General features: G+C 38.6%; 16 protein-coding genes. 3 read left to right on the top strand and 13 right to left on the bottom strand.

All coding sequences use genetic code 11. The annotated features are described in order from the left end of the window. Positions 1–754: 754 nt before the first annotated feature. Complete coding sequence (locus tag AC0VX1_RS01910; RefSeq protein ID WP_475469682.1) at positions 755–1,681, top strand: cation diffusion facilitator family transporter; 927 nt, start codon at positions 755–757, stop codon at positions 1,679–1,681. A 610-nt stretch (positions 1,682–2,291) separates the two neighbouring features. Here AC0VX1_RS01910 and AC0VX1_RS01905 read toward each other — a convergent pair. The 7 genes from AC0VX1_RS01905 to AC0VX1_RS01875 form a co-directional block, all read right to left on the bottom strand. Next, positions 2,292–3,389, bottom strand: coding sequence for an MFS transporter (locus AC0VX1_RS01905; RefSeq protein ID WP_475469681.1), 1,098 nt, complete (start codon positions 3,387–3,389; stop codon positions 2,292–2,294). 307 nt (positions 3,390–3,696) lie between these two features. Continuing rightward, positions 3,697–4,707: a carbohydrate kinase family protein gene (locus tag AC0VX1_RS01900; RefSeq protein WP_475469680.1), complete on the bottom strand. Its 1,011-nt coding sequence runs from the start codon at positions 4,705–4,707 to the stop codon at positions 3,697–3,699. A gap of 53 nt (positions 4,708–4,760) precedes the next feature. Next, positions 4,761–6,224, bottom strand: a complete 1,464-nt coding sequence (locus AC0VX1_RS01895; protein ID WP_475471681.1) for a glycoside hydrolase family 32 protein — start codon at positions 6,222–6,224, stop codon at positions 4,761–4,763. A 21-nt stretch (positions 6,225–6,245) separates the two neighbouring features. Beyond that, the gene (locus tag AC0VX1_RS01890) at positions 6,246–7,487 is read right to left on the bottom strand and encodes an MFS transporter (RefSeq protein ID WP_413024369.1); all 1,242 of its coding nucleotides are present in this window, start codon (positions 7,485–7,487) and stop codon (positions 6,246–6,248) included. 120 nt (positions 7,488–7,607) lie between these two features. After that, positions 7,608–8,456, bottom strand: a complete 849-nt coding sequence (locus AC0VX1_RS01885; RefSeq protein WP_034306216.1) for a carbohydrate ABC transporter permease — start codon at positions 8,454–8,456, stop codon at positions 7,608–7,610. Continuing rightward, positions 8,456–9,400 carry a carbohydrate ABC transporter permease gene (locus AC0VX1_RS01880; RefSeq protein WP_034306219.1) on the bottom strand — a complete coding sequence of 315 codons (945 nt, stop codon included), beginning with the start codon at positions 9,398–9,400 and terminating at the stop codon, positions 8,456–8,458. Before AC0VX1_RS01880 ends, AC0VX1_RS01885 begins: the two co-directional genes overlap by 1 nt. A gap of 11 nt (positions 9,401–9,411) precedes the next feature. Next, positions 9,412–10,710, bottom strand: coding sequence for an ABC transporter substrate-binding protein (locus AC0VX1_RS01875; protein ID WP_475469679.1), 1,299 nt, complete (start codon positions 10,708–10,710; stop codon positions 9,412–9,414). 429 nt (positions 10,711–11,139) lie between these two features. Between AC0VX1_RS01875 and AC0VX1_RS01870 the strand changes: the two genes are divergently transcribed. Then, entirely contained in the window at positions 11,140–12,114 is a 975-nt protein-coding gene (locus AC0VX1_RS01870; protein WP_413005020.1) for a LacI family DNA-binding transcriptional regulator, read from the top strand. 336 nt (positions 12,115–12,450) lie between these two features. Here AC0VX1_RS01870 and AC0VX1_RS01865 read toward each other — a convergent pair whose 3' ends face one another. The 5 genes from AC0VX1_RS01865 to AC0VX1_RS01845 form a co-directional block, all read right to left on the bottom strand. After that, positions 12,451–14,004 carry a YndJ family protein gene (locus tag AC0VX1_RS01865; RefSeq protein ID WP_475469678.1) on the bottom strand — a complete coding sequence of 518 codons (1,554 nt, stop codon included), beginning with the start codon at positions 14,002–14,004 and terminating at the stop codon, positions 12,451–12,453. Further along, positions 13,973–14,584 (bottom strand): DUF4166 domain-containing protein, encoded by a 612-nt coding sequence (locus AC0VX1_RS01860; protein ID WP_475469677.1) that lies wholly within the window; start codon positions 14,582–14,584, stop codon positions 13,973–13,975. Before AC0VX1_RS01860 ends, AC0VX1_RS01865 begins: the two co-directional genes overlap by 32 nt. After that, a complete protein-coding gene (locus AC0VX1_RS01855) occupies positions 14,584–15,498 on the bottom strand; it encodes a DoxX-like family protein (protein WP_475469676.1) in 915 nt (304 codons plus the stop codon). Before AC0VX1_RS01855 ends, AC0VX1_RS01860 begins: the two co-directional genes overlap by 1 nt. A gap of 396 nt (positions 15,499–15,894) precedes the next feature. Further along, on the bottom strand, positions 15,895–16,020 hold the full coding sequence (locus tag AC0VX1_RS01850) for a hypothetical protein (protein WP_262983613.1): 126 nt from the start codon (positions 16,018–16,020) through the stop codon (positions 15,895–15,897). Further along, entirely contained in the window at positions 16,020–16,871 is an 852-nt protein-coding gene (locus tag AC0VX1_RS01845; protein ID WP_475469675.1) for an SDR family NAD(P)-dependent oxidoreductase, read from the bottom strand. The genes AC0VX1_RS01850 and AC0VX1_RS01845 overlap by 1 nt, the downstream gene beginning before the upstream one ends. A gap of 291 nt (positions 16,872–17,162) precedes the next feature. Here AC0VX1_RS01845 and AC0VX1_RS01840 point away from each other — a divergent pair, with 291 nt between their 5' ends. Next, positions 17,163–17,813, top strand: a complete 651-nt coding sequence (locus tag AC0VX1_RS01840) for a TetR/AcrR family transcriptional regulator (RefSeq protein ID WP_063574439.1) — start codon at positions 17,163–17,165, stop codon at positions 17,811–17,813. A 261-nt stretch (positions 17,814–18,074) separates the two neighbouring features. Here AC0VX1_RS01840 and AC0VX1_RS01835 read toward each other — a convergent pair whose 3' ends face one another. Continuing rightward, a complete protein-coding gene (locus tag AC0VX1_RS01835; RefSeq protein WP_034306238.1) occupies positions 18,075–18,260 on the bottom strand; it encodes a hypothetical protein in 186 nt (61 codons plus the stop codon). Between the last annotated feature and the right edge of the window lie 341 nt (positions 18,261–18,601).

The following is an 18,601-nucleotide window of genomic DNA, read 5'->3' as shown; positions in this document are numbered from 1 at the left end:
AATGTAACCTGATACTCAGAATATACTCTTTGCATCCACTCCCACATAGTTATTCACAATGATTCAATCTCTTGTTTGAACCTGCCTCGTTATTGCCATATGAAAAAAAAGGCTGCATATGCAACCTCTGTTATTAATGTAGAGCACCGCTAATTTGAACAGTTAGTAATATGAAGCTTTTTACCTAAAGAATAAAGGACACACCCGCCTACTTAGTTTTAGTTAAATGTATTTAAATTTCATTGCCAACTTCAAGATTGCAATCTTGACGATCCTTAACTGGAGTTTGAGTTAAATCAAACTCCATTCATGATACCTTAACTCCTTTTATTAATTCGTCTTTTAATTTCATAGGCTCAGCTAATTCAATGCTCCAAGGAACTTTTTGCATACCATGTACCTTTTAGTCAACCAACTCTTCCACTCTATGTCCACTTATGTAATAATTTGTGTATGAAAAATTAACCATCACTGTTAAATCAATGGTTGCACATCGTTTATCAAATTTAAAGTAGTTTTAAGTTATCTCTGTTCGAGGCAAATTAGACTAATCGATTTTTATAAACCAAAAACCAGTCAAGAACACGAAAGTTTTAGGGTGTATAAACTCTGAACCTTAAGACAAAAATGATACTTGAAAGGTTGGGAGATTATATTAAAGAGCAGATAATGGTGATGTTTTCACTTTAAGTAGGCGTCCAGTAGAGGAAACGCTACTACGGCTATTCTGGCTGCAATCCTAGGGGGAAAAAAATTGAATACCGAACAAAGAATACTTCGAGTCTCCATTGGCGTTACTATCTTCGTTGCTTGCTTTGGGATCATTTTCGGCCTGCTATCAGGTTCGTTCTCTATCACCTTTGATGGGTTCTATTCTCTGACCGATGCAATCATGAGCGTCTTGGCGCTCATTGTCTCAAAGTTGATTACCTCGTCCACTGCACCGAATAGGCAGAATGGTAAATTGAGTGAACGCTTCACAATGGGATTTTGGCACTTGGAGCCAATCGTCCTTGGTCTCAACGGTGTCATGCTCATGGGGGCGGCCGTTTATGCATTGATTAATGCAATTGGTAGTCTTATGACGGGCGGCCGCAATCTCGAGTTCGGGTTCGCCATCGTCTATGCCGTTGTGACGATGATCGCATGCTGTTCCATGGCGATTTTCGAAACACGCTTAAACAAGACACTTAGCTCGGATTTTGTTGCCCTTGACGCTAAGGCCTGGATGATGACCGGTGGCATAACCGCTGCGCTCTTGATCGCGTTTTGCATCGGATACGCTTTTGAAGGAACGAATTTGGAATGGCTTACACCCTATATTGATCCTGCAGTACTTGTACTGATCTGTTTGGTAATTATTCCGCTGCCGATTTCAACGGTAAAGCGGGCCTTGGCGGATGTCCTGCTGATCACCCCTCAATCACTCAAGCAGCATGTGGACGAGGTCGCACAGCACTTTGTGAAGCGCTACGGCTTCGTTTCTTACCGAGCTTACGTCGCAAAGGTTGGCCGGGGAAAACAAATTGAACTATACTTTATTGTGCCTGGCGGGTGGCCGGCTAAATGCCTTGAAGAGTGGGACGCAATCCGTGATGAAATCGGTAATGCCATCGGCGAGGAAAGTACTGATCGATGGTTAACAATTGTGTTCACGACCGATGTTGAATGGGCGGACTAAAAATAGGGTAGTGAGCCGGAGAGCCTGGCGATATGCTCGTACGGCGGCAGAATGTTTGTTTAAAGAGCCACCGACATGTGGATTAGGGGTAACCACCAGCAAAATCGCGTCTTTTTTTCAACTTACTGCCCCGATAGTTGCATAAAAAATGCTGCCTTAAAGACTGCTTCAATCATCAGCTAACGCAATACAGAATCGCACCAAATACTTGAATAAACTTTTTACTTATCTTAGCTGTAACATGTTTAGTTTCTAATTCATACTCCATCTTTCTATTAATATAGGAATGTCAAAAAAACAAAAATAAAGGTAGAGCTAAAGATAATCCAACGGTAATATGAGATAAAAGACAAATCCATATTTATAAATACCAAGAAAACAGCACATGAGATTAAAAATCAACTGCAAAAAAGGCCGATATCGTGTTAGTGAATAATAATTCCATTAATAAACCTAAATCAAGTCCATTATCCTCTTTAAAAACCTAGCTATCTTCACATGAGTAGAATAGCTGGGTTTCTTTATTATATACGTCCAAGCACTAAGCTATTTCGTGCAGCTTCTACTACTTCGGTGGTAATCGATGTAAGATGATTGATTTCGAGGATGCTTAAAATGCTTTTGAGCTTTTATCTTTCCTCGTTAATAAATCATTCTTTGTCAGTAAGGTATTTAATTTTTCTGAACTTAGGAGCATTGCTGCAACAAAAACAGCAATACACAATGGAAAGATTCCTATTGTTGAATGAGATGCAATGAAGCCAAGAAGAGGTGGTATGAAAGTACTACCTGTATAAGCAACAGCCATTTGATAACCCATAATTGTCTGGGAATGCTTCTTCCCAAAACGTGTTGGAGTTTCATGCAACATACACGGAAATATCGGTGCTAATCCCAGTCCAACCATAATAAAACCTACAAGCGAAAAAGTGGAAGGCAATGGTAGGAATAGAAGTGTGGCACCAGCTAATGCTATTATTTGCCCCATCCGAATGAGAGTACGGTTACTCATTTTAAAGGTAATGAAGCCTGTAATAAATCTACCCATTGTTATCCCTGCGTAATATAAGGAAACCCATTGTGCAGCAACCGATACGGGTAACTCCTTGACATTTACCAGAAAGCTACTTCCCCAAAGACCCACTGTTGATTCAACCCCACAATAAAACAAGAAGGAGATCAGAGCCAGTTTAACTCCTTTAATTTGTAAAGGTTTTACATGTTTAGCATCTTCATTATAAAATACACCTTTTGAATCTTCCTGCTCTTCATTTATTGTTATATTGCTTTTCTTTTTCACTCTATTCCATAAGGGCAAAGTGAAGAGAAGGATTACAGTTAACGTGAACTGAATTACAGAGATTGCAAGATATCCATTTCTCCAAGAATTTTGTTCTGAGATAAACTGAGCCATAATGATAGGACCAAAAGTGGCTCCGACTCCCCAAAAACAATGTAACCAACTCATATGGTGTGCCTTATACTGTGTAGCAACATAATCGTTTAATCCTGCATCAACAGATCCTGCACCTAATCCAAGTGGTATGGCACATACAATTAACCACACAAGCGATGGAGCAAAATGAAATCCCAACAAAGCACCAGCAGTCAGTAAGCAACTGACAAATGTGACATTGCCAGTTCCAAACCGTTTAAGTACCATTCCGCTAGCTAAACTGGAAATAATTGTACCACCAGCTATCGTCATAAAAAGTAATCCAATATTTCTTTATCAACTTCATCGTTACAAAAAATGATGGAATGCCGGTTAATGATCGCTACAAACGAGGCCACACCTGCTAATGCATCAATCTCATAATGCTCACAGATAGCTACTTTTTTAGATCCACTCGATTTTCCAAGACTTTTATAAAGTTCCAATAATCATACTGGGACGAATCAAACCTCTCCTGAGAAAAAGCAACTTCCTCGCACCACGTCTCCACATATCTTAATTATATAAGAGATTGATTGTCCTTATAAATAATGAACACAGTAAGGGATTTTAAAACTTTTTACAAAATTTCTTTCTCCCCCCTCTTTGTTGTTTCCCGTTGAGTAGAAATAAAATTTAATACATGGCGTTTTCCGGGTGCTTCCTGAATAGCCCCTTTTACGGAAGCAGTCAGTGCTCCACTTGCATTTGCAAAAGTAAGTAATCGTTGATGATTTTCACTCACTCTTTCACATAGATTTTCATTAGTTACTTCAAGTGACACTAGTTCGGATAAGAAACCTCCGATAAATGCATCACCTGCCCCTGTTGTATCCGAAACAATTACTTTAAATCCTTTGTCTTCATATACCTTTCCATTTTTCAAATAAATATTTGCGCCATCGCTTCCTTTTGTATATACGACTACTTTCACGTTACCGACAAAAAGGGATTCAATCGCTTCTTTTTCCGTATGAATATTTGTTATAAAATATAATTCTTCATCAGATACTTTTACAATATCCGCTAGAGGCAAGAAGTTTAGTATGGTACTCCGACAGCTTTCTTCATCTGGCCATAAAGGAAGCCTGACATTAGGGTCAAAACTTACAATTCCACCCATTTTATTAAATCTGTCTATCACTTTTATATGGGTTTGTTTCATTGGACTTTCAACTAAATCCACTGAGCAAAAGTGAAGAAGATCTCCTTGATTAAACCACTCTGACTTCACCTCATCTGGTGAAAGTAATAAATCAGCTGCATTCTTTCGGTAAAAATTAAAACTTCTTTCTCCGAAATTATCTACAGATACAAATGCTAATCCAGTTTCACCTTCATCACTTCGAATAATATAGGAAGTGTCTACATCATTTCCTCGAAGCATGCCCTCTAAATAATCACCAAAATTATCATTAGCTATCTTGGTCAGCATGACGGAATTCCCACCGTATTTTGCAATTGCAATCGCAACGTTCATAGGAGCTCCACCGGCAACACGTTCAAAACCAGTAACCTCTTTTAAAGATTTTTCTTTTTGAATCGGAATAAAATCGATTAATGTCTCACCAATACAAAAAACCTTTTTCAATGTTTTCACCCCTAAACAAGGAACAAGTGTGTAGACACTTGTTCCTTGTTATTTTATTTCCAGATATCTTGCAGGTTCCAATAGGTTATTTCCTTGACTTGTACATCACCCTTCTCAGCAAATAACTCAATTCCTAGTCTATCTTCATTCGGATAGATTCGACTTGTCATGGTCGTTTGTCCATCGTTCGCAAAGATTTCAATGGAAGATCGATCAATAAATACACGCAGGGAAAGCTCTTTATTTGTCTCAAGCATTGTGCTTCTAACACCATCTTCCACTTTTCCTGACTTGGAGCAATCAAGTGTTAGTTGTTGTTTATCTAAGTGATACGTTAATACTGTTTCTTCTTGGTTAACTCCACGAATCTTTAGACCTACAGATTGAGCGCTACAATTAATTAAATCAAACACTGCTTTCACTTCAAGTAAATCCTCTTTCGTTTCTATCAAATAGCTTTCAGAAATGGATTGATTTGTACACTCAATGTGTTCAGAATCCCGTAATAAGATTAATTCCTCAACAGGATTCATTAAAATCTTGTTATGATCCCCTAACGTTATTTCGCGTGGCAATGTTAAGGCTCCACACCATCCATCTGCTTTAGTTGGCATGTTTGACTCCCACATATCCATCCAACCAATCGCAATTCGACGCCCCTTATCATCTAACAGTGTTTGAACTGCATAAAAATCATGTCCATTATCCAGTTCAGTAAATGATCCATGAACAAACTCGTTTGTTTCGTAATTATAATCTCCAACCAAATAACCTGTTTGGAATAGATTATTATATAAATCTCCATTTGATTTAATACCTTGAGGAGAGATCATTAAAATATATTTTCCATCTAATTCAAAGAAGTCCGGGCATTCCCACATATATCCAAGGGATCCATCACTTTGTGCAAGAACGCCAATGTATTCCCAATTCAGTAGATCTGAAGAACGGTATAAAATAACTCTTCCGACATTATCCTTCGTCGAATTTCCTAAAACCATGTACCAGGTATCATTGTGCCTCCACACCTTTGGATCACGGAAGTGATGTGCACTATCTACTGGTGGTTTAGCAATAACCGGATTTTCCCCAACCTTCTCAAATGATATTCCATCCGTACTGACCGCAATATTTTGATTTTGATAGAAGAGATCTTTTTCCTTGTCTGTATAGTGATGTCCTGTATAGATCAGGGTTAGCTCACCATCATTATCAACGGCACTTCCTGAGAAACATCCATCTGTATCACAAGCATCCCCGGGAGCTAAAGCAACAGGCAAATGTTCCCAATGAACGAGATCTTTACTTTTTACATGGCCCCAATGCATAGGTCCCCAATTTGCATCATATGGATGGCATTGATAAAATGCATGATATTCCCCTTTATACTTCACGAAACCGTTCGGGTCATTCATCCAGTTAGCTGGAGCCATGATATGGTAACCTAATCGATAACGATCATTTATTTTTTTCTTGTTATTCTTCAGTGCCTCTTCAGCCTGTTTAATTCTATTAATTGTTAACATCGTAACATCCTCCTATATTATCTTTCGTAACCTTTCCAGATTGCCATTTAAGCCTTTTCTTTTTTTAGAACCTTTTAAAGTAAAGATAGAAATAATGGTAAAACAAAACACCATGATTCCCATGATGAGATAGGTTTTACGAAATCCTACACTGTCATATAATCCACCTGCAAGTGGTGAAAGAATGGATGCACCAACCTGAGATGCAAATTGGAAACCAACTAGATAAAGCACAGAAGATAGACGGGTATCGAAATTCGCTGCTAAATATTTAAAAATAGCAATTAGCATAATAGGCAATTCAAGGGCATGAATTAATTTCATCGAAGAAATTCCGATTGGTCCAACAACAATTCCAGAACCGATGATTCGGAAGGCCATTAAAAATCCTGCTAGAATTAAACTATTCTTTACACCAAACTTATTTACGATAAACGGAGCAAGAAACATCATTCCGGCCTCTAAAAATACTTGGAACGAGTTTAGATATCCGAATACTTGATTGCCTAACGATTCAGTCGGAAATAATGAGGCGTAATAAAGAGGGAATTGCTGATCATAAACACTGTAGACGCATGTCACCCCAATAATGTACATCATGAAAAACCAGAAATCTTTTAATAAAAAAAGTTGTCCAACGTCTCTTAATTTAATAGAATCGGCTCTATTCATCTCTTGATCCGTCATTTCTATTTTCACAGACATAATAATGGCCACTAATATGATCGCTGAAACAGATGCAACCCAGAAATTGATATTTGGATTAATATTAAACAGCTGTCCTGCAAAAAATGTAGCTGCCGCCCACCCTAGAGATCCCCACATTCTCGATTTTCCATATTCGAAATCATATTTACGGCTAATCTTCTCAATATATGATTCAATCGCTCCAATACCAGCTAGAAAAGCTACGGCTAAATAGATTCCTCCAACAATCGCGCCCCAAAAGACATTGTGTTTTAATAATGGTCCATAGATGAAAATATAAAATGGTCCTACAAATACGAGTAGCAAACTAATGAAAGATAATATTTTTTTCTTTAAACCTATTTTGTCAGATATATAACCATATAGTGGCTGCATACATAAGGCGAAGATAGCGTTTACAGAAAAGATAATACCTGTAGCTGCCCCACTTAAATTTATTTCTTGTCCTAACCAAATGGAAAATAAAGAGTAACTTGAAGACCAAGTAAAAAAGAAAAAGAAAAAATACGCACTTAACTTCCAATACAGAATTTTTGAAACTTCCAATTTAATTGCTCCTTTTACTAGACATGTGAAAAGAAATGAATCACTAGTTAACGATATGAAAAAGAAGAATCAGAAATGTGAATTTAAGTCCATACATGGTTGTTAATGATGATACACTCTCTATTTAATGCCTGTACCTGAACCACCAATCCCCTCTAAAATATAACGTTGAGCCACAATATAGATAATAATCAATGGAACGGTGGATATCGTCAGAACAGCCATGACTTGGTTAGTATAAACCGGATCTGTACTATTAATTGCTGTAATCGCTACCTGGATTGGAAATTTCGACTTGTCTGTCAAGACCATCAGAGGCCAGATGTAGTCATTCCAACTTCCGATAAAAGCCAATGTCCCAACAGTGGCAACGGCCGGTTTGGACATCGGCAGCATGATCCGCCAGAACACTTGCCATGTATTTGCCCCATCCAATTTAGCCGATTCAATAATCTCTTTTGGAATAGCCATAAAAAAGTTCCGGAACAAATAGATATTGAATGCCCCTGCCAACGCTGGCAAAATAACCGCAAGACGTGTATCCACTAATCCAATGCTATGAATAATGGTAAATTGAGAGATTAAGATGGTTTCAAATGGCACAATCAAAATAGCCAATAAAAGTCCAAACAGCACTTTTTTTCCACTAAAATTAAGTTTAGCAAATGCATAGCCCGCCATCCCATTGATAATTATGGAACCAACTGCTACACACAAACCATAAAACAAACTGTTGCCTATATAACCTAGTAAATGAAACCGTAACAGAACTTGCTTATAGGATACAAACCAGTCTGATGGATGAAATGATGGCAGAAAAGCCTTAATGTTACTCATATCGTTATAAATTTCCGCTTCTGGTTTCATCGAGGATGCGACCATCCAAAACAGCGGAAAAATAAATAGCACCGCGAGCAAAACCAGGCATATGTATTCTAAAATTGTTAGAGGCCCGAATTTCCGTCTCATCAATCTTCATCCTCCTTCACCAGTTTACGCTGCGTAATCGTAACCAATCCGATAATCGTCCCAAACAAGAGAGCAATTGAACTGGCATAACCAACCATACGGTCCGTAAAACCAGTTTGATAAATATAATAGACAACCGTCATGGTGGAATTCACTGGTCCGCCTTGCGTCATAACCATTGGTTGAACCAACAGCTTGAATGCGCCAATTAATGTGGTAATAAATATAAAAATTGAAGTTGGTTTCAACAAAGGTAACGTAATGTACATGAAACGTTGCCATTTATTTATTCCGTCTAACTGTGCCGCCTCATAAACATCACCGGGAATATTCTGCAGTCCTGCTAGAAAAATCAGCATCTGAAAGCCGGCTCCTTGCCAAGCTGAAACCACAACAATTGTAAATATCGCCTGCTTGGGACTTGTCAAAAACGGTTGCGCTGAAATGCCGAAGTATGTGAGTACGTTATTAATAATCCCTTCATTTGGATTCAACAAATACAACCATAGAACAGAGATAACGACAAGTGACATGACAACTGGACTAAAGTAAGCTACTTTAAAAAACGTGTTTGCTTTACGTTGTTTATTTAACAGGAGGGCAAGCCCAAGAGCTGCCCCTATCTGTAACGGAATCACCCAAACGACAAATTCCAGTGTGTTCACCAAGCTTTTCAGAAAAATTGGGTCTTGGAATAGATTGATGAAATTGTCCAATCCGACAAATTTACGCATATCTGGTGTCAATAAATAGTAATCCGTAAACGAATAATAGACTGACATAATAGACGGAATAACAAGGAACATCGATAAAAGTAACAACGCCGGTCCCAAAAACGTATATGCTACTACATTTTCTTTCCACCGAGTTTTATTCTTGGTTCTTTCCTCTGGTCTCAGAAATGTATAGACACTCCTATTTTCTTTCCATCCAATTTTACTCATAGCTCCTCCTTCTAATTGGCCTTATCGATAGCTGATTGCATTTCTTTCGCATGTGTATCCAATACTTTTTGGATATCTTTATTTTGATCATAGAAGCTGATGTCATCGATTGTTTGTTGGAAAGCACGCGTTACTTGCGGATAAGCCGGTGTAACGGGTCGTGCGTGTCCTGTTTCTTTCAATTGTTTCAAGAAGACATTCATTTGATCTGAGAACTCTTTTGCCATCACTTTTTCAGAAGAATATCGGACTGGCAGTGCTGCAATCGTACGGCTCAGTTCCACATTCGAATCTTTGTTTGTCATCCAATCGACTAATTTTGCAGCCCATTCTTTATTTTCGGACGTTTGTGTCATCGCAAATTGCCAACTACCTGAAGGAGAAACTAGTTTCTTTGTTTTTGGTGATACAGGATATGGGATAACGCCATAATCTACCTTTTGGTAGTTTGTTTTCATATCAGTTACAGTCCATACTCCACTAAACTTCATTGGATATTTTTCCGTTTCAAACGCTTGTTTGACTGGTGTTCGTGTCGTATAACCTTCTTTCAACATAGTTTGAATAAATGTCAACGCTTCAACAGTAGGTTTTTTATTGAAGACACCTTCTGCCTTCTTTCCATCTTTCGAGATGATATCCCCATCAGCTGACCAGACAAACGGAGTTAGCGCATACGTCAACATTTCGTCTTTAGACTGTAATTGCATATCAATAGCTGGTTTGTCGTATTTATCTTTCAACGTTTTACAAAGAGCAAGGAATTGGTCCCATGTCCATGGATTATCAACTGTTGGCAGCGTATTCAAATCGACGCCCGCTTCTTGTAACATCCTTTTATTGTAGTAAATCCCAACAGATGATTCACTAACACCAATTGCATACAGCTTGTCTTTATAAGTTCCTTGTTGCTTAATACTTGGCAGCAAATCCTCTTGATCTTTTACATACTCATCCAATGGTGCAATGACACCAGATTTCGCGTAAGCAGCTGTATTGGGGCCATCCAAAGTAATAACATCCGGCAACGTGCTGGTTGTAAGGGCCGCGTTTACTTTGTCTTCATAACCACCGCCATTTCCGCTACGTGGAATAAATTCAATTTTAGCTTTGATATTGTCAGGAGCATAATTCTTATTGAAGGCTTCTACCCGTTTTTTATACACTTTTCCTTCTTCATTTTCATCAGATATGTGCACCCACATCGTAACCGTCTTTTTACCATCACTATTTACGCTTTCGCTTTTGCTGCAGCCCACCGCAGCAAACATCAGTAATAAAGATATACTTACAAGTAGCCATTTCTTCATACCTTTCACTCCCTCCTCATATCTTTTAAAAAACTTATAAAAGCGCTTTCAACAGTAGTTTATGTCAACCGGTTACATATGTCAACCGGTTGACAGTCATTTTTTTGAAAAGTCAGACATTAAATTCATGTAAGTCTCTAACTCTTGCACCTAGTAGTGCTTTTCTCTAAAATAGGTGCGTGATCAGACTAATCTGAAATTATTTTATTATAGGGTTTTCCTAGTAGGTGACAGTTTATGATATGCTATTAAACAGTTAATTATGGATTTTCATTTTTATAACCTTCGCTCTTTATAAAATATTGATGCCAATGTTTAATAACTCTGTGAACCAACTCAAAAAGTCTCAGTTTCCAGTCAATGGACAAAAACATGAAACTTCATTTTAAATAATAATGGATGTTTCTTAATGAGGTAGGAGGACATGAAATGAAGCCTAACATTCACGATGTGGCAAAAATAGCAGGTGTTTCATCAACAACAGTTTCCCGTGTATTAAATAACCGCGGTTACATAAGTGAAAAAACAAAAGAAAAAGTTTATAAAGCGATGGAAGAGATTAATTATTTTCCAAACGATTTAGCCCGTTCTTTATTTAATAAACGAACTAATTTAATAGGACTAATTATCCCAAACTCAAGTAACCCATTTTACGGTGAACTTACCTTTCATATTGAAAGTATCTGTGCTTCATTAGGCTATAAATTGTTACTTTGTAACAGCTTAAACCGCATAGATAAAGAAGAAAAATATTTAGAGATGCTCATACGTAATCAAGTAGATGGAGTAGTCGTTGTGACATATAACCGAGGTATACTAAATTATGAGAAGCAGAATCTTTCTGTCGTGGCAATTGACCACTACTTATCGAAAAACATCCCTGTTGTTGGCTCTGACAATTATAGCGGAGGGAAAGAAGCTACAGAATTATTAATATTGAAAGGCTGTCAGTATATCGTTCATATAAATGGACCAATTGAGCTGCAAACACCAGCAAACTTAAGAAGAAAAGCGTATGAGGATGTTATGAAGGAACAGGGTAGACTTCCAATTACATATGAAGTTTCACCTCTTCAAAGTCATAAAGAAGTAATCTCTAAGCTTTTTGATGAACATCCAGAAGTAGATGGGATCTTTGCAAGTGATGATTTAATCGCGGCGTCTGTTATAGCTGAATCTAAAAAACGCGGAAAAGAGATACCAACGCAATTAAAAGTTGTCGGTTATGATGGAACAGAAGCAGTTCAAGTTTTACTGCCAGAATTGACAACCATACAACAACCAATTGATTTAATTGCCAAGTCAGCAATTGATATTTTATTAAAACAAATTGAAGGTGAATTTAACAATTTTCCGTTAGAGACATATCTGCCTGTTAAACTTTTAGAAGGTGGAACGACTTAATTTATTGTATTTATATGATGGGTTTTGAGGTGTCAAAACCGATTTTGTGCAAATGCAAAGACGAATAGAAAATTATTGTAGATTCGCTCTAAATAGATAGGTATATAAAATAAACTGTTTTAATTGGGGAGTCAGTTCACGTACTTTGTCTGAAAATGTGTACTTTTAAAAAATATATGTAAAACCCCTTAGGTCTCAAGGGGCGATCCCTATTAAAGAATCGCTCCCTATAATGGAATAAGTCGTATCAATGATTGTATAAATAATTAGAAAAACTATTGTCCTCCAATTATTGAATTTCAGGTCTTTAAATCCCCCAATAAGCATTAAACACCATCATTTTTGATTTATGGTGTAATCAATATGTAAGAAAGGCATGCCAAAGATTCGCATTTTGTGATGGGCTGTGAGTATTCCCGCAATTGTTTCATTAATTAAAAAGTGCTCGGATAATGGAAGCTTGAAAAGCGCTTTGCCAGCTGCTAAATAAATACCAGAGTCACTTTCTCCCTCGCTCGAAAGAATAAGAGAGCCATCGATAGCGTCAAGCTGTAAAATACCAATCATTGACGAATAAGGAAGAGGAAGTGCTATATTCATATACGTCCTGCCCTCCGTTTTATGCTGAGAATAAATGGCCACAAATACGGTATTCTCCTTCACCTGGCGAATCCATGCGCGTGGATTTTCCCTCCCATCTAGCGTTTGATCAACAGCACGTATTTTATATGTCATTTCAGTACGTTTACTTGAGATGGGCAGGTTCAACTGCTGTAGTTTTGTACTTATCAATTTATAGCACACCGCAAACGGTATAAACCAAGTGGCCCATTTTACAGAAGCAAATAACCGATACTGATCTGTGTTCTCATAAAACTGGACGATTGTTTTTGGTAAAGTTTTGATATCAACAAAATCACTTAGTTCATCCACTAGTCCTGGGTGTTGCTTGCCTGCTCCTTTTAACGCACCTCGAATTCGGCTCACTGGGAAATTCCAGACATCCTGCTTCGTTTTAGGAGGGACAAGCACCCAACCGAGTACGCCTAACATACCAAAAATTAAACAGTTAAATAAGCCATGAAATTTCAGCATAAAATCAATACTAACAAACCAAAGTCCAAACGAATTATTTGTCGCATAAAGCAATGAAAATAAGATTGTGATGCCTAGTGCACTGAATGATAGCCGTATTAATATCGTCTGCAAGTGTGAAAGGAAGCGTGTTCGGTATGCAAGTACGATTAAGGTGTAAATGGCAAATATGTAAAGCAACACAGAGATGAATTCCAGTAACGGCGAAAATGAAATGCCAATGGCGACGAGTATGGGACCCGATAAAATAATTGGCACAATTAATCGATACCATGTTGAATCGTGTAAGCGTCCAAAAAACCCAAGAGATATGGGCAATAAGAAGGCAGAGTAATGAAAATGAATAGCTGTTAACCAAGTGATTAGTGGACTAAAACCTGTATCAATTCCCGCAATATAAGCAAAGAACCATAGTCCGCCTACAAATAAATACATCATCCCGATATCAATCGATATTTCTGCCCAGTTTGTAAAACCACGCTGAAAAAACCGTTTTAGCCCATGACATGCCACAAAAAAGGTTAAAATCATATAAATGAAAGCGAGTACCATCTGTCCTGTACTTGATGGGATAACTTGCAATAAAAAGATGGAGAGCATAGCAATACAATTGAAAATAATATGTTTCCTCTTTGTTTCTAATAGTAGCTGGAGCATAAGTGGCACGAAAATCAACTGTGCAGCTGTCAGCATTAACAAATAGGGTTCAGATGTCAAAATGCTGCTTGCTATGAAAAAGAACACACCTGCAATGGTGATTGAACTAAACAGTCTGCTCCTTAAATTCGCCTTCATAAGCCATCAACCTTCCTACGATTCGGTTTCGTATATCGACTTGAATCGTAAATACTTCTCGGGCATCATCGTACCCTTCCTCAACGTTCACAACTCCTTCTAATAACCGAAGAATTGGAAACTCTAGGTTACCTATAACGATACGTTGAGGCCCAGAGCGAATGTTTATGCGCCCTTCAGGTGTCACCGTAAACTTTAAATCCGAATAAAATAAGCCCGGCTCCCCTAAATAATCCTTCACAACACCACGCTTTGTATCAACCGTCATAAACGCATTAAAATGCCGAGTAATCTCTTTAAAATAAAAAGTACGCTCCCAATATATTTCTGCCTCACCAGTCGGCAATGATCTACAGGTATTTTTGATTGAAAACGGTACATCCTTCCCGTTTTCGGGAAAAAGAAATTTCCAGCGTGTTGCTAATTTAAAAAAGGGTTTTAGCCAGAAAGCCCCCGTTTCAATTTTTGACATCATTCCGACCCCATTAAACGGTTTATCAATTGGTAGGGCATAACGCTCTTGCAGCTTAGGATGAAGTCTTTGAAAATCCTCACCTAAGAGGTCTTGGTAGATTGTCATTATGATTCACCCTTTCTCGTACGCTTGCAACTTGTTGCCGATGGCAAATCAGTTGCGAGTAAGAAGCTAATAATGGAAAGAACCCACAGACTAGCATTAAATGTAAGAGGGTTAAACGGGTGTAATGAGAATGAAGGACTAGCGATCAAGGCACTAATGGTCAATACTGGAAAAGCAATCATCTGCAGAACAAGTAAATGTCTTTTCTTACGATAAAGAAGCCATACCACTGCAAATAAAATCTCGAGAACGCCTATTATCCCTACACCCTTTACAGCAGCAGTCCCCTCCAAGGAAGTTAAACTAGATAGCATCGATACTTCCTCAGGATGTTTGGCAATAATCTTCGGTATTAGCCCATGATAAAGCCAAACAAAGAAAAAGAGCATTGTTACTATAGTGTTAATAATGAAACGTACATACTGTGATCGTGGCGATTCCCCCTTTTCGATCCAGCGTTTTAGCACATCAAAGCTTAGAGCTGTTGCCCACCCCATGATTGGCCGAAAAAAGATGTCTAAAAGCCGTCCAAAGAACCCATAACGTACATCATAGTCATATTGGGTGAGAAATGTGGTTCCGTTATCTGTCGGAATATACTGCCAATATCCTTTACCTTCACAAATTGGCGAAATTTTTTGATCGGTACCAAAGTGAAGAGAAGATGTCTTTGAACCATCCTTCTTATTATGCGTACCGATGCTTTTACCCCAGCCAGCGACTTTTACCCAACATCCCAATTTCGTTTCATATAAAAAGGATTGCGGATCATCTTCTGATTTTTTCGGTAAATAGGTAATAGAAGAAAAACGCAAATCCCATTGTTCATGTAGTTCAGGCTTTTGAGTCATACGCCATACTTCGTCTATAGTTGCCTGAATTGGAATTTCCACATAGATCGGTTTGTTTTTCATAAATGTCACCTCCATTAATAAAGTAACATAAGTTTCATTACACAATGTTAGAATTTATGAAATCGCTGTAAGAGTGATAGAGTTTGAAAGACAATCTAATAACTTATTTTATTGCTCAATTATCTGACCCAATTGCTGAACAGAGGTTAAACAGGACTCTCTAACTATCCTGCCCCGTTCGTACAATTGGTTACTCGATGTACTTCCACCTCTTTATCCTACTAGTAATTCAATCAAACTCCACCCTCTTTCGAGGTGTAGCTTTTAAATAAAGTTTAATCAAAGATATCTCGCAAACCCACATTTTACGATAAATAAAAAGAATCTATTTTGAAAAAAGATTGATCAAAATAGATTACTATTCAGAATATTCCAGTTCAATTTTTATAAAATATTTTAATCAATTTCAGTGTATCTAAAGTTTATTCTGCCTTCTCGAATTGAATGTGCCAGCTTTCCATGACTTTCCCGGATGGGTTGATGGACAGAAGCATTAGCTGAAATATTTGCCGATTTAGCCATCAGTGCACCTCCTCGATCATCCATCCTGCAAGATCGGACGGACCGGCCGACTTCTTATTGTTGGCGGAGCCGTCGCGTGGACGAAGCATGCCGCCAACGAGACGAAGTCCCTGTTTCCTCGTCATGAATCGTCCGATCTGCGTACCTATATAATTCTGTGTACCCGGAACGACATACAGTTTCCCGTCCTTCAATGCCCGAAGCGCAACTTCCACTACCCGCTCCGGTGTGTCTTTCTTTCCGACGGCGGCTTCTTCCGCGCCTACGACGTTGAAGAAGCCGGTGTCCGTCGCTCCGGGACAAAGCGTGAAAAATTGGACGCCACTGTTGCGGTTTTCCCACCACAAGGCTTGGGTAAACGACAAGACGAAGGCTTTCGTTGCTCCGTATACGGCCATATAGGGAAGGGGCTGAAATCCGGCGGTCGATGCGACATTGATAACGGCCCCGGAGTTTCTACACAACATATCCGGCAAGAACAAGTGCGTCATATCTACAACAGCGGCAACATTGAGCATGACTTCCTCATGCTGGCGCACGCCTGACACTTGTTCAAACAAACCGTGCGTGGCAAAGCCGGCGTTGTTGACTAGCAATTCGATCTCTAAATTCAGAAGTTGACATTGCCGATATAACTCGCCTGGCGCGCCCTCTTTGCCAAGATCGGTAGGAATCACCTCGACCTTGACGCCGTATTTCTTTCTAAGCTCCGATGCCAGGCTCTCCAGCTTGTTTTTCGATCGGGCTACGAGTACAAGGTCGCCACCCTCTTTGGCCAATTGTCGGGCGAATTGCTCTCCGATGCCGGATGAAGCTCCCGTGACAAGCGCCCAATTTCCTTTTATGTTCATTGTGCAACTCTCCTATCCACTTTTTTATAATTAGGAAACAGTGTTACCTTTCCCTTAAAAATAATTCCTGACTCTCATAAGAGTCAAGAATTATGATGTATTCTGGTAACACTGTTTCCAATTGAAATCATTGTAACTAAGCTTTTTAAGAAAGTCAACATCGTTTTTTGAATCGTTGGTTTTTGGCATCCCTTGCAACATTGACAACGCTCCGACAATTATATTAAAATTCCTGTTAAGAGCTGGAAACATTGTTTCTTATTAAAAATGTATTAATTGAGGATGATAGCGATGACAGACCAAAATAATTCCTTCGATGCAAATACGAAAAAGTTGGAAACGTATCAGGAGGCTCGCTTGAAAAATATTGAAAATCTTCGAAAGCTCGTCGTCGATGCTGCGGCAACGATTTTGTACGATGAGGGTCCTGAAGCTGTGACGGTGCGTAAAGTTGCGCAGAAGATGAATTGCTCAACCAAAATCATATACAACCTGTTTGTCAATAAAGATGGACTGGCTCAGCAGCTTTATCTCGACGGCTGCAAGCTTCTCGCCAACGAATTCGAGAGAACGCCGCGCGCTGACGATCCGATGCAGCAGCTGTTTAATTTAGGCGAAACCTTCTGGCAATTCGGACAGCGATATTCCGGTTATTACAAGCTGATGTTCGGAGGAGCCTTCGCGGATTTCAAACCAGACGAGGAGAGCATACACGGCACCGTAACAGCCATGCGGCAATTGTTGACGGTAATTGGTAATGCGCAAGAGCAGGGACTGATTACCGGTCCGTATGACACGGAAACCGTCGTCCGTATCTTCTGGGCGTCGCTTCACGGTGTTATCCATCTTTACATGTGCGGACATTTTGGTGATGTGCAGACCGCACATGCCGTTTACGAGCAAACGTTGTCTTTGGTTGTCGGTTCGTTATTTTCGAGTTGAGGCTTCTAGAGAGGGAAAAAGCACCTTAGGGTGTCTTTTCTTTATTTTTTAACACGTCGCAACTTTATTTCAAAACGACACGAGGGTATTTTTTTAATACAAGCAACCTTGATAAATGAATAAATAGAAAGGGCATGTTTTGAAAAAGATTAATCAAAACATGCCCTTATACTATTTAATTGGATTCTTCTTTTATAATAAAGATTGAACATATTTATGTTCCTTATTCGCTGGTGCATAACTCCAAGATTTTACCGATTTTCATTTAGTACGCTCACGGGAAAACCAATACTTTGTTTTGATATTTCGATAAGTCCCGATGTCCTTGATCAGCTCGGCAATAAGATCATAACCGCAATATGTGTGCCTCAGCGTGCTAAATTCATCCAATGTGACATAATCATCACTCTTTAATTCAACGTGACACTCTCCACAACAAATCCCCATATCCAACACCTCCAAAAAGTATATTAATATATTCGTCGAAACTTGGTGGCCATCCTTCTTTCGTACAAAAAACAGGTCTATTGACGGTCCTTTAATGTTTGTTAGTTTTTCAAAATTATCTAGACCTAATTATAAAAAACCTTAATAAATAAAAGAGAGTACATATTAGCCATGTCTAATATGTACTCTCCTTTTTTCTTTTAGTGAACTAACGCAACCGTTAGTTTAAGTACAATGCTTCACAAACTTAAAATTTAATCTATTTTTTAATTTTATTAATGAATTAATTTCCATTTAAACATTAAACGTTCAAATAAAAGTATATTATCTAATCACGTACA

The organism is Peribacillus sp. QJM3NY_7 (assembly GCF_056173225.1).
The sequence above is the reverse complement of the archived record's forward strand: the minus strand, read 5'-3'. Positions and strand labels throughout refer to the sequence as shown.